We start from the raw sequence: 12,875 nt of genomic DNA on the forward strand, positions 1-12,875 counted from the left end.
GCTACACGCAGTCCAACCGCGGCGGCGCGGCGAATGTTCCCCTCTGGCCTCAGCTCAGGTAGCCCTTGAGCCACCTCGTCATCGCCTCGAACGCCTTGGCCCTCACCTCGGGTGCGGAGAGCAGCACGTCGTGCAGGGCGCCATTCAGGCGCCGAACCGTGACCGTGTCACCGAGGTTGAGCGAGCGCCTGGCGATGTCATCGACGCGCAGGACGGAGTCGGTCCGGCGCATGGACTCGTGCCAGATGGGCGACAGAGTGCTGCGAGACGACAGCATCGTGAGAACAGGCGCCTTGATGTCGAGGCCGACGGCCACGGCGGCATGTCCAGCCAGGATCGCGTTGAGCCAGCCGGCGCGGACGGTGAAGCTGGGGGTCGGACGCCAGCGGTCGTCGAACTCCCACTCCCCGCCGAGTTCCTTCTTGACCGCGCGGGTGTAGAAGCCGAAGTCGATGTTGTTGAAGGTGTCCGTGGGCCGCAGTTGGGCCGCGACCGTCATGAGGGGCGTCAGGGCGGTCCGCACGGCGGCGCGCGTCTGCAGCTCGAGCCACGGACTGTTGAGGATGAGGGCATCCGCTCGCCCCGGGTGCCGGTCCGCCCACAGGCTCAGCGTGAGCCCGCCGGTCGAGTGACCGATCAGTATGAGGGGGTGCCTGCCCCTGCGGTGTCCCCCTGGCCCGTGCCCCATAACCTCGAGCGCGCGGTCGAGCTCCTCGTCGTAGGTGGCGAGGTCGGTGACGAACCCCGGCGTCTGGTGGTCGCGGAGGCTACGCCCGTATTTGCGGAGGTCGAGCGCGAAGAAGCGCGCCCCCTCCCCGGCCCAGTAGTGCGCGTGGTGCTTCTGGAAGAAGTAGTCGGACCAGCCGTGCACGTAGAGCACATCGGCGCCGCGCGCAGCCCCACGAGCGAAACGATCGGCTCTTGGCCCTCGCACGAGGGTCGCGAGCACTTCGCCCTCGTGGTCGGGCTTGAGAGGCAGGTCGAGCGCGGAGAAGCCAGCACCGAGAACATCGGGGCGCCAGGCGGTTGCGGCAGCCAGGGAATCGCCGAAGTCCATCTCCGTGGAGCCCTGCACTGGAGTCACTGCTCGCTGCCCGTCTCTGAGATCGACATGGTCAAACGATACCTGCCACTGGGGCCGCGGTCTCGCGGGCGGACGCAAAGAGGCCGGACAGGACGGTGGTCCTGCCCGGCCTCTCGGCGCGTTGCGGGCTCGTTAGCGGGTGTGCTTGCCCTCGTACGCTGGCACGACGCGGTCGTCGTCGACGCCCACGCGGTGCACGCGGAGGTCGTTCGTGGTGCCCGCGCGTCCCGGCGGCATGCCGGCGACGACCACGACAACGTCTCCCGCTTGCGCGAGGCCGTTCTCGATGAGGTACTTGTCGACCTGCCCGATCATCTCGTCGGTGTGCGTGACGCGCTCAACGAGGGCGGCGGTGACGCCCCAGTAGAGGTTCATGCGGCGCGCGATGTGCGGCGACGGGGTGAAGCCGAGCACGGGGATCTCGGTGCGCAGGCGTGCCATGCGGCGCACGGAGTCGCCCGACTCCGTGAAGACGCAGTAGTACTTCGCCTTGAGGAACTCGCCCACCTCGGACGCGGCGAGGGTGATCGCGCCGCCCTGGGTGAAGGGCTTCGTGCCGAGCGGCGGGATGCGGTCGAGGCCGTGGGTCTCGGTCGACTCGATGATACGGGCCATGGTGCGCACCGCTTCGATCGGGAACGCGCCGACGCTCGTCTCGCCGGACAGCATGAGTGCGTCGGCGCCGTCGAGGACGGCGTTGGCGCAGTCGGAGGCTTCCGCGCGGGTGGGGCGCGGGTTCTCGATCATCGTCTCGAGCATCTGCGTCGCGACGATCACGGGCTTCGCCCAGCGGCGGGCCTGCTGGATCGCGTTCTTCTGCACGATCGGGACCTGCTCGAGCGGCAGCTCGACGCCGAGGTCGCCGCGGGCGACCATGATGCCGTCGAACGCGTCGACGATCTCGTTGAGGTTCTCGACGGCCTGCGGCTTCTCGATCTTCGCGATCACGGGAAGGCGCACGCCTTCCTCGTCCATGATGGCGTGGACGCGGTTGATGTCTTCCGCGGCACGCACGAAGGACAGGGCGATGATGTCGGCGCCGATGCGAAGCGCCCAGCGCAGGTCGTCCTCGTCCTTCTCGGACAGGGCAGGTACGTTCACGGCAACACCGGGCAGGTTGATGCCCTTGTTGTTCGAGACCTTGCCAGGAACCTCGACGCGGGTCGTGACGGTGACCCCGTCGGTCTCCACGACGCGGACAAGCACCTTGCCGTCGTCGATGAGCAGCGGGTCGCCGGGGGCGACGTCGGTGGGCAGGCCCTTGTAGGTGGTGCCGACGAGTTCCTTCGTGCCGGGCACGTCCAGGGAGGTGATCTTGAAGATGTCCCCGACCGCGAGGTCGTGGGGGCCGTTCTCGAACTTCTCGAGACGGATCTTCGGGCCCTGCAGGTCGACCAGGATCGCGACGGGAACGCCGAGCTCCTCGGCCGCATCCCGCACGAGCTTGTAGTTGTCGGTGTGCACGGAGTGGTCACCGTGGCTGAGGTTGAAGCGCGTGACGTTCACGCCGGCGCCGATGATGGCGCGGATCCCTTCGGGGGTGTTGACGGCTGGACCGAGTGTGGCGACGATCTTCGCTCTACGGCTCATGCATATCTCCGGTTCGTCGAAACTGTAGTGCGCCAGAAGGCGCGTGGTGGCGGATTCAGAGAGAGATCGCGCGCTCGGTGGCGAGGATCGGCTCAGGAAGCTCCGTCGACTGTTCAAGATACCGGTCGACGGAGGCCGCTGCGGCACGCCCCTCGGCGATCGCCCAGACGATGAGGGACTGGCCGCGCCCCGCGTCACCCGCGACGAACACTCCTGGGAGCTCCGTCTCGTACTCGGCGGTGCGGTCGAGTTCCCCTCGCGAGGTGAAGGGAAGCTGCAGCTGCGGCTCGATCGTGTGGCGCTCCGGGCCTGTGAAGCCCATGGCGAGCAGCACCAGGTCGGCGGGGAGCTCGCGCTCCGTTCCCGCCTTCGGGCCGCGTGACCCGTCAGCGCGGAACTCGGTCTCTGCGAGACGGATGGCACGCACACGGCCCGACTCGTCGCCGATGAACTCGACGGTCGAAGCCTGGAACGCGCGCTCGCCGCCCTCCTCGTGCGAGGTCGAGACCTCGAACAGCGTCGGCGTGGTTGGCCACGGCTGGTGTGCTGGGCGCTCCGTCGGCGGCTCCTTGCCAATCGCCAGGTTCGTGACCGAGGCAGCGCCCTGACGGTGCGAGGTGCCGATGCAGTCGGCGCCAGTGTCGCCTCCACCGATGACGATGACGTGCTTGTCCTCGGCGTGGATCTGCGTGGCGAGGTCGTCACCTGCGACAACGCGGTTCGACTGCGTCAGGAAGTCCATCGCGTAGTGGACGCCCTTGAGTTCGCGGCCGGGGACGGGCAGGTCGCGGGGCACCATGGCGCCCGTGCAGACCACAACCGCGTCGTAGCGCTGGCGCAGGTTGTCCCACGTGATGTCGCGGCCGATCTCGATGCCGGTGCGGAACCGTGTGCCCTCAGCTCGCATCTGCGAGAGGCGAGCGTCCAGCACCGACTTCTCCATTTTGAAGTCAGGGATGCCGTAGCGGAGGAGTCCGCCGATTCGGTCGTCCCGCTCGAACACGGCGACGGTGTGCCCGGCGCGAGTTAGCTGCTGGGCCGCCGCGAGGCCGGCGGGGCCAGACCCCACAACGGCGACGGTCTTACCGGTAAGGCGCTCCGGCGGGTGCGGACGCACGTTGCCCTCAGCGAAGGCCGTGTCTGCGATCGACTGCTCGACGCGCTTGATCGTCACGGCGGGCTGGTTGATGCCGAGCACGCACGAGGACTCACACGGTGCGGGGCACAGGCGGCCCGTGAACTCCGGGAAGTTGTTCGTGGCGTGCAGCCGCTCGCTCGCACCGGCCATGTCGCCGCGGAACGTCAGGTCGTTCCACTCGGGGATGATGTTGCCGAGCGGGCAGCCCTGGTGGCAGAACGGAACGCCGCAGTCCATGCAGCGCCCGGCCTGCCGGCGAAGCTGCGTGGGCTCCTGTGGGTCGTAGACCTCGCTGAAGTCCATGATGCGCACGGGAACCGGGCGGCGCTTCGGGAGCTCTCGCTCGCGGTTGGTGAGGAATCCTCTCGGGTCAGCCACGGGTCGCCTCCAGAATCTCGTGCCAGGTAGTGCTGTCGTCGGGGTCGCCGCCACGTTCGATGGCGGCGTTGCGGATCTCGGTGACCTTCGCGTAGTCGCGCGGGAGCACCTTCGTGAACTCCTTCGACACGGTGGCGAAGTTGTCCAGCATCTCGCGTGCGAGTTGCGACTCGGTCTCGTTGTAGTGCCGCTCCAGGATGTCGCGCAGGATGTCGGCGTCGGCGCTGGTGAGCGTCGTGAGGCCAAGCTCCCCCGTCGAGATCATGTCGGGGTTGACGAGCTTCGGATCGAGCTTGTGCACGTAGGCGATGCCGCCCGACATGCCGGCGCCGAAGTTCTTGCCGGTCTCGCCGAGGATTACGGCAAGTCCGCCCGTCATGTACTCGAGCGCGTGGTCGCCGACCGCCTCCGCGACGGCTGTCGCGCCGGAGTTGCGGACCAGGAAGCGTTCGCCGACAACACCGCTGAGGAACATGGTTCCACCGGTCGCGCCGTAGCCGATGACGTTGCCCGCGATGACGTTCTCGTGCGACTTGAACGGGGCTCGCTCGTCCGGCCTGAGGATGACCTCTCCGCCGCTGAGCCCCTTGCCCACGTAGTCGTTCGAGTCTCCGACGAGGCGGATGCGGATACCGTTCGGCAGGAACGCGCCAAGGGACTGCCCAGCCGTTCCTCGCAGCTCGATGTCGATCGTGCCGGCAGGGAGCCCGTGCTCGCCGTGCTTGAGCGTCACGTGGTGCCCGAGCATCGTGCCGACGGCGCGGTCAGTGTTGATGACATCCATCGACACCTTGACGGCCTCGCCGTTCTCAAGCGCCTGCTCTGCCAGCTCGAGGAGCTTCTGGTCGAAGTGCTGGTCGAGCTCGTGCTCCTGCGTGACGAGGCTGCGGGTCGGCGCGTCGCCGAACTCGTGGCCGGTGAGCACGCGGGACAGGTCGAGGCCCTCGGTCTTCCAATGGTGCATCGCGTCATCGACTTCGAGCAGCTCACGCTTGCCGATGATCTCGTCGAGCGAGCGGACGCCGAGCGCGGCGAGGTACTCGCGCACTTCCTGTGCGACGAACTCGAAGAAGTTCACGACGTGGTCTGCCTGCCCCGTGTAACGGGCGCGCAGCTCGGGGTTCTGCGTCGCGACACCAACCGGGCACGTGTCGAGGTGGCAGACACGCATCATGATGCAGCCTGATACGACAAGCGCTGCCGTTGCGAAGCCGAACTCCTCGGCCCCGAGCAATGCGCCGACGATAACGTCGCGGCCCGTCTTGAGCTGCCCATCCACCTGGACCACAACGCGGTCGCGCAGCCCGTTGAGCATGAGGGTCTGCTGGGTCTCGGCGAGGCCGAGCTCCCAGGGCGTTCCCGCGTGCTTGAGGGAGTTGAGCGGCGAGGCGCCGGTTCCGCCGTCGTGGCCGGACACGAGGACGACGTCGGCGAGCGCCTTCGTCACTCCGGCCGCGACCGCGCCGATCCCGTTCTCGCTCACGAGCTTCACGTGGATGCGCGCTGACGGGTTGGCCCGCTTGAGGTCGAAGATGAGCTGCTTGAGGTCTTCGATCGAGTAGATGTCGTGGTGCGGGGGCGGTGAGATGAGTCCGACGCCCGGCGTCGCGTGGCGCGTCCGAGCGACCCACGGGTAGACCTTCGTCGGGGGCAGCTGCCCTCCCTCACCCGGCTTCGCGCCCTGCGCGAGCTTGATCTGGATGTCGTCCGCGTGCGTCAGGTACATGCTCGTGACACCGAAGCGTCCCGACGCGACCTGCTTGATCGCGCTGCGGCGCTCGGGGTCGAGCAGTCGCTCGACGTCCTCGCCGCCCTCGCCCGTGTTGGACTTGCCGCCAATGCGGTTCATCGCGATCGCGAGCGTCTCGTGCGCTTCCTTGGAGATGGAGCCGTAGCTCATCGCGCCCGTCTGGAACCGCTTGAGGATCTCCGATGCCGGCTCGACCTCGTCGATCGGGACAGGGGGACGCTCGCCCACCTTGAATTTGAAGAGGCCGCGCAACGTCATCGTCTCGGCCGCCTGGTCGTCGACCAGCTTCGTGTATTCCTTGAAGATGTCGTAGCGACCCTCGCGAGTGGAGTGCTGGAGGCGGAAGATCGTGTTCGGGTTGAAGAGGTGAGGCGGTCCCTCTCGGCGCCACTGGTACTCCCCGCCGATGTCGAGCGGACGGTGCGACGCGGGCGCGGCCTGGGCCGGGTAGGCGTGGCGGTGGCGCAGCTCGTTCTCGCGGGCGATGCCCTCGAGTCCCATGCCAGAGATCTTGCTGGCCGTGCCAGTGAAGTACTCCCCCACAAGCTCGTTCGAGAGGCCGACGGCCTCGAAGCACTGAGCTCCCGCGTACGACGAGACTGCCGAGATGCCCATCTTCGACATGATCTTCAGGACGCCCTTGCCGAGCGCCTTGATGAGGTTCGCGACCGCCTTCTCCTCGGTGACGCCCGTGAGCTTGCCCTGGCGGACCATGTCCTCGCAGGACTCCATCGCGAGATACGGGTTCACGGCGGACGCCCCGTAGCCGAGCAGGACAGCGACGTGGTGGACCTCGCGCACGTCACCCGCCTCGATGACAAGCCCGACGCGCATGCGTCGCTCGGTGCGAATGAGGTGGTGGTGCACGGCGCTGGTCATGAGCAGTGACGGGATCGGCGCGTAGTCACGGTTCGAGTCGCGGTCGGACAGCACGATGAAGCCGGCGCCGGCGTCGATGGCGCGGTCCGCCTCCTCGCACAGCTCTGCGAGCCGCTTGCGCAGGCCCTCCACGCCGTCATCGACGCGGTAGCAGCCGCGGAGCGTCTCCGCCGCGTCGATGCCTGGGCGCTGCTCGATGTGCTGAATCTTGGCGAGCTGGTCGTTGTCGATCACCGGGAAGTCGAGGACCACCTGGCGGGCGTGCTCTGGACCTGCGCTGAGGAGGTTCTCCTGCGGCCCGATGCTCGTCGTGAGGCTCGTGACGACCTCTTCGCGGATGGCGTCGAGCGGAGGGTTCGTGACCTGGGCGAAGTTCTGCGTGAAGTAGTCGAAGACGAGACGCGGGCGGTCGGTGAGGATCGCGATGGGTGTGTCGGTGCCCATAGCGCCGATCGGCTCAGCGCCGTTCTTCGCCATCGGGGCGAGCAGGATGCGCAGCTCTTCCTCCGTGTAGCCGAACGTCCGCTGGCGGCGCTCGACGGAAGCTGGCGTGTGCGTCACGTGCTCGCGCTCGGGCAGCTCGGCGAGGTTGATACGACCCTCATCGAGCCAGTCCCCCCACGGCTGCAGTTCGGCGAGGTCGTGCTTGACCTCGTCGTCCTCGATGAGGCGACCCACCTCGGTGTCGACGAGGAGCACCTGGCCGGGGCGCAGGCGTCCCTTGCGGATGACGGTGGCTGGGTCGAGGCTCGCGACGCCGACCTCGGAGCCGAGGACGATGAGGCCGTCGGCGGTCTGCACGAACCGGCCAGGGCGCAGACCGTTGCGGTCGAGGGTCGCGCACACGTAGCGGCCGTCGGTGAAGGCCATGGCTGCAGGCCCATCCCACGGCTCCATGATGAGCGAGTGGTACTCGTAGAAGTCACGGACCTCGGCACTCAGGTCTTCCGCCGTCTCCCAAGCGGCCGGGACCATCATGTGCACGGCGTGCGAGAGCGAGCGTCCCGAGAGCGTAAGGAGCTCAAGCACCTCGTCGAACGATGCGGAGTCGCTCGCGCCCTCCGTGACGATCGGGAACAGATCTGACACGTCGCCGAGGATCTCGGAACGGAGCTGCGACTGACGCGCGCGCATCCAGTTCCGGTTGCCGCGAACGGTGTTGATCTCGCCGTTGTGCGCCATCATGCGCATGGGCTGGGCAAGCTGCCAGGACGGGAACGTGTTGGTGGAGTAGCGCGAGTGCACGATCGCGAGCTTCGACGCGAAGCGCTCGTCGCTGAGGTCGGGGAAGAACGGCTCCAGCTGGAGCGTCGTCACCATGCCCTTGTACGTGATCATGCGGCAGGAGAGCGACATGAAGTACACGCCGAGCGAATGCTCCGCGCGCTTGCGCATGCGGTAGCACTGGCGGTCGAGGGATGCGCCCTTGCGAGGGTTGCCGCGGAAATTTTGGCGCTCACTGCGGACGTAGAGCTGCTCGATGACCGGCATGGCTGCTCGAGCCAGCTTGCCGAGCTCGTCTGGGTGCACGGGAACCTCGCGCCAGCCGATGACCCGCAGGTCCTCTTCGGCCGCGAGCTTCGCGATTCCTGCTTTGACCCTTGCGCGCTCGTCCGCGTCGACGGGCAGGTAGGCGTTCCCGACGGCGTAGCGGCCCTCGGCCGGCAGCTCGAAGCCGCTCACCGCACGGAAGAACTCGTCCGGGATCTGCGTCAGAATGCCGGCGCCATCGCCCGTGCCCGCGTCGGAGCCGACCGCGCCTCGGTGCTCCATGTGACGCAGGGCGTCGAGCGCGTGATCGATGATGTCGTGACCCGGCGTGCCGCGCAAGGTGGCAACCATGGCGAGCCCGCAGGCATCGCGTTCATTCGCAGGATCGTACAGGCCTGCTGCTGTTGGGTAGCCATTCGTAGGAAAGGCGGCGGAGGTCATAACTCGTCCCCTCGTCGGTGGTGCCATGGGTCACTTGGCGGACTCGACAGAAGACTGATGTTGACGGAGCCCGTGGGGGCGGGTGCCTACAGGCGTCCGTCGGTCCATTCAGCAGATTACGACCGCTGTGTTACTTCTGTGTTTCGCGTGCGACCCCAGGCGGCCCGCCGGGGAGGGACCGAGGCCATCAGGCCTTCGGTGTGCTCGATACTTCTTCGTTCTCACCAGGGGATTTTTCGCTAGCCGCCGAGTTAGGCAAGGCTTCGGAAGTTTCCCCGTCGTGACCCGCAGATTGCGCGGAGGTTTCCTCAGCGTCGTCGAGGTCCGCCTTGACCTCGTCTTCGTCAGCCTCAGCCTCAGCCTCAGCCCCGGCCCCGGCCTCAACCGTGATCTCGTCATCCGCGGCTTTGGCCGCCTCTGACTCAGGATCGCGGCCCGGCAGGTAGATGCTGGTGCTCAATTGAGAGACGGGAAGGCGCGAGACGTAGACGAACAGGGCTACGCCGATGATGACGAGGCAGAGCGCACCGAACACGTTCGAGCGCATGCCGAAGATGACCTCCGAGTAGTCGACGCGGATCGACTCGATCCAGATGCGGCCGGTGCCGTACCAGATCAGGTAGGAGGCAAGCGTCTTCCCGGTGCGCCAGCGGAACATGCGCTCGAGGAGCACGATGATCGCGATTCCGGCGAGGTTCCACAGCATCTCGTAGAGGAACGTCGGGTGGAAGAGTGTTCCCTCTGGTAGCCCGACCGGGAACGCCGGGTTGCTCGCTTCGATCTGCAGGCCCCACGGCAGGTCGGTTGGCCAGCCGTAGAGCTCGTGGTTGAAGTAGTTGCCGAGGCGTCCGACTGCCTGCGCGAGCAGCAGACCTGGGATGAGCGCGTCGGAGAAGGCGAGCATCCGGATGCCCGTCATGCGGCTTGCTATGAGGATGCCGATCGCTCCACCAATGAGGGAGCCGATGATGGCGTTGCCGCCCTCCCAGATGAAGAAGATTCGCCAGAAGTTCGCGCCCTCGAAGAAGTAATCGGCGGGGTGCGTGAACACGTGGTACAGGCGCGCGCCCAGCAGGCCAAGCAACACGGCCCAGATCGCGAAGTCGACGGTAATCCACTTCTCGCCGCCGCGCGCCGTCAGGCGTCGGTCCGTCCAGAGGACGGCCAGCACCATGCCGGCAACGATGAACAGTGCGTAGAGGTGCACCGTGAGCGGGCCGATCTCGAAGCTCGACCACTCGAGTGGCGGGCTGGGGATTCCGGTCAGTGGCGTCATGCCTGTTCCTTCGAAGTCGTGGCGTCGAGGGCTGTGCCGCGCGCCAGTTGCGCCGCGGTCTCCGCGACCGCTTCGACGCCGCCAGAGGCGAGGGCCTTCACGAGGGCTGAGCCGACGATGGCACCCTCCGCGTAGTCGAGCACTTCACGCACCTGCTCGGCAGTCGAGATGCCGAGACCGACGCAGGCCCTGGTGCAGCCGTGCGCGTGGAGTCGATCGGCGAGTGTCCGCGCGGCCTGGTCGACGTCGGCGCGCGCGCCCGTGATGCCCATGGTCGAGACCGTGTAGACGAAGCCCCTGCTCGAATTGATGACGAGGTCGAGTCTGGAGTCGCTTGAGGTGGGGGCAGCTAGGAAGACCCGGTCGAGTTCGTGGTCCGTGGCAGCCGTGATCCACTCTGCGCCCTCGTCTGGCACGAGGTCAGGCGTGATGAGCCCGTTGCCACCTGCGGCGGCCAGGTCGCGGGCGAATGCGTCGACGCCGTACTGCATCACGAGGTTCCAGTAGGTCATGACGACAATGGGGGCGTCGACCTCAGCCCGGATCTGCCTGATCGCCTCGAAGACATGCTCGGTGCGGAAGCCGCCCTCGAGCGCCTGCACGGCCGCGGCCTGGATCACAGGGCCGTCCATGACCGGGTCCGAGTACGGCATGCCGAGCTCGAGCACGTCAGCCCCGGCCTTGATAACGGCGATAGCTGCGGCTACCGATGTCTCGAAGTCCGGGAACCCGACGGGCAGGTAGGCGACAAGCGCGCCTCTGCGGTCGCGGTTCGCGGCGTCGATGACGCTCTCGAGTGCGGATGGTGCTGAGGTCACTTGCCCTGTCCTTCTGCTGTTTCGTGGCCCTCGGTGCGATCAGGGTCGCCGAGCCCGAAGTACTCGGCAGCCGTCTCCATGTCCTTGTCGCCCCGGCCCGAGAGTGAGACCAGGATGGTCGCATCTGGGCCGAGCTCCCTGCCGAGCTCCAGCGCACCGGCGAGCGCGTGGCTCGACTCAATTGCCGGGATGATTCCCTCGGTGCGGGCGAGCAGGCGGAACGCTTCCATCGCGGCTGCGTCCGTCACGGGAAGGTAGCTCGCGCGACCGATCGAAGCGAGGTAGGCATGCTCTGGTCCGACGCCCGGGTAGTCGAGTCCGGCCGAGATCGAGTGCGACTCGATGGTCTGGCCGTCCGCGTCTTGCAGCAGGAGCGTTTTGGCGCCGTGCAGGACCCCTGGACGACCCGCGCCGATCGTGGCCGCGTGACGCGGCGTGTCGACCCCGTCGCCGGCAGCCTCGTAGCCGTAGAGGGCGACGGACTTGTCGTCGAGGAACGCGCTGAAGATCCCGATGGCGTTCGAGCCGCCGCCGACGCACGCGACGACGGCGTCGGGAAGCGCGCCGGTGAGGTCGAGCACCTGCTGCCGAGCCTCCTCGCCGATGATGGCCTGGAGGTCTCGCACGAGCGCCGGGAACGGGTGCGGCCCGGCGGCGGTGCCGAAGAGGTAGTTGGTGGTGTCCACCGATGACACCCAGTCGCGCATGGCGTCGTTGATGGCGTCCTTGAGCGTTGCCGAGCCCGATTCAACGGCGACGACCTCCGCGCCCAATAGGCGCATCCTCGCGACGTTGAGCGCCTGGCGCGCTGTATCGACAGCACCCATGTAGATCGTGCAGTCGAGCCCGAAGAGTGCGGCTGCAGTCGCGGTCGCGACACCGTGCTGGCCAGCACCGGTCTCGGCGATGACGCGAGTCTTGCCGATGCGCTTGGTCAGGAGCGCCTGGCCGAGCACGTTGTTGATCTTGTGCGAGCCCGTGTGGTTGAGGTCCTCGCGCTTGAGGATGATGCGAGCGCCACCGGCGTGCGCCGCGAATCGCGGGGCTTCTGTGATGATCGATGGGCGCCCGGAGTAGTCGCGGTGCAGGCGCGCGAGCTCAGCCCAGAACTCGTCGTCGGCCTTGGCCGCCTCCCACGCCGTCGACAATTCGTCCAGAGCGGCCATGAGGCTCTCGGGCACGAACCTCCCGCCGAACTCACCGAAGTATGGGCCTGAGGCGTCGCGCAACGACGTGGTGCTTGGGGGCTGAGTGCTCATGCGAGGTGGAAGGTCTCCAGGGTAGTTTCGGGGTCGCCGCCTGTGACGAGCGCCTCCCCGATGAGGACTGCGTCCGCACCGGCGTCGCGGTAGCGGCGAACGTGTGCCGGCTCGAGGACCGCCGATTCGGCGACCTTGACCACGTCGTTCGGGTACAAGGGGGCGAGCTCTCCGAAGAGCTCAGGGTGGAGCTCGAACGTGGCGAGGTTGCGGGCGTTGACACCGAGGATGCGTGCTCCCGCGTCGAGGCCGCGCAGCAGTTCGTCCTTCGAGTGCGCTTCGACGAGGGCCGTCATGCCGAGCTGCTCGGTGAACTCCGCGAGGCGCACCAGCGTCGATTGGTCAAGACCGGCCACGATCAGCAGAGCCAGGTCTGCTCCGCATGCCCGCGCCTCGAGCAGCTGGTACTCCTCAGCGATGAACTCCTTGCGGAGCACCGGCACGGCGACCGTGTCGCGCACGGCGCGGAGGTCGTCGAGCGAGCCGAGGAACTTCCGCTGCTCGGTGAGCACCGAGATCGCGGCGGCTCCGCCTCGCTCGTACGAGGCGGCGAGGACTGCAGGGTCAGGGATGTCGGCAAGCCGGCCGCGCGAGGGGCTCGCACGCTTGACCTCGGCGATGATGTTGACGCGCTCCGAGCGTGCAAGCGCCGCGTACGCGTCCAGCGCGGGGGCGACATCCGAGATGCGCGCCTCGAGCGCCCGTGCTGGCGTTCGTTCCCTACGCTCCGCGGCGTCTTCGAGAGCGCCGTGGTACAGCGACTCGAGCAAG

At 67.5% G+C, this 12,875-nt stretch carries 8 protein-coding genes; all 8 read right to left on the reverse strand.

Going from position 1 to position 12,875, the window contains the following annotated elements; genetic code table 11:
• Positions 1-49: 49 nt before the first annotated feature.
• Positions 50-1,084, reverse strand: a complete 1,035-nt coding sequence (locus FHX72_RS03210) for an alpha/beta hydrolase (RefSeq protein WP_338110036.1) — start codon at positions 1,082-1,084, stop codon at positions 50-52.
• A 132-nt stretch (positions 1,085-1,216) separates the two neighbouring features.
• Entirely contained in the window at positions 1,217-2,674 is a 1,458-nt protein-coding gene (gene pyk / locus FHX72_RS03215) for a pyruvate kinase (protein WP_068484478.1), read from the reverse strand.
• 55 nt (positions 2,675-2,729) lie between these two features.
• Entirely contained in the window at positions 2,730-4,190 is a 1,461-nt protein-coding gene (locus FHX72_RS03220; protein WP_183622973.1) for a glutamate synthase subunit beta, read from the reverse strand.
• Positions 4,183-8,751 carry a glutamate synthase large subunit gene (gene gltB, locus FHX72_RS18765; RefSeq protein ID WP_244963967.1) on the reverse strand — a complete coding sequence of 1,523 codons (4,569 nt, stop codon included), beginning with the start codon at positions 8,749-8,751 and terminating at the stop codon, positions 4,183-4,185. The genes FHX72_RS03220 and gltB overlap by 8 nt, the downstream gene beginning before the upstream one ends.
• 187 nt (positions 8,752-8,938) lie before the next feature.
• Positions 8,939-10,027, reverse strand: coding sequence for a prolipoprotein diacylglyceryl transferase (lgt, locus tag FHX72_RS03230; protein WP_183622975.1), 1,089 nt, complete (start codon positions 10,025-10,027; stop codon positions 8,939-8,941).
• Positions 10,024-10,845: a tryptophan synthase subunit alpha gene (gene trpA, locus FHX72_RS03235; RefSeq protein WP_068484472.1), complete on the reverse strand. Its 822-nt coding sequence runs from the start codon at positions 10,843-10,845 to the stop codon at positions 10,024-10,026. Before trpA ends, lgt begins: the two co-directional genes overlap by 4 nt.
• Positions 10,842-12,104: a tryptophan synthase subunit beta gene (gene trpB / locus FHX72_RS03240; protein WP_183622976.1), complete on the reverse strand. Its 1,263-nt coding sequence runs from the start codon at positions 12,102-12,104 to the stop codon at positions 10,842-10,844. Before trpB ends, trpA begins: the two co-directional genes overlap by 4 nt.
• Positions 12,101-12,874, reverse strand: a complete 774-nt coding sequence (trpC, locus tag FHX72_RS03245; RefSeq protein WP_068484467.1) for an indole-3-glycerol phosphate synthase TrpC — start codon at positions 12,872-12,874, stop codon at positions 12,101-12,103. Before trpC ends, trpB begins: the two co-directional genes overlap by 4 nt.
• Between the last annotated feature and the right edge of the window lies 1 nt (position 12,875).

Origin of the sequence: Pseudoclavibacter helvolus (assembly GCF_014191305.1) — a bacterium.
In the GTDB taxonomy this organism is placed as follows: Bacteria; Actinomycetota; Actinomycetes; order Actinomycetales; family Microbacteriaceae; genus Pseudoclavibacter; species Pseudoclavibacter helvolus.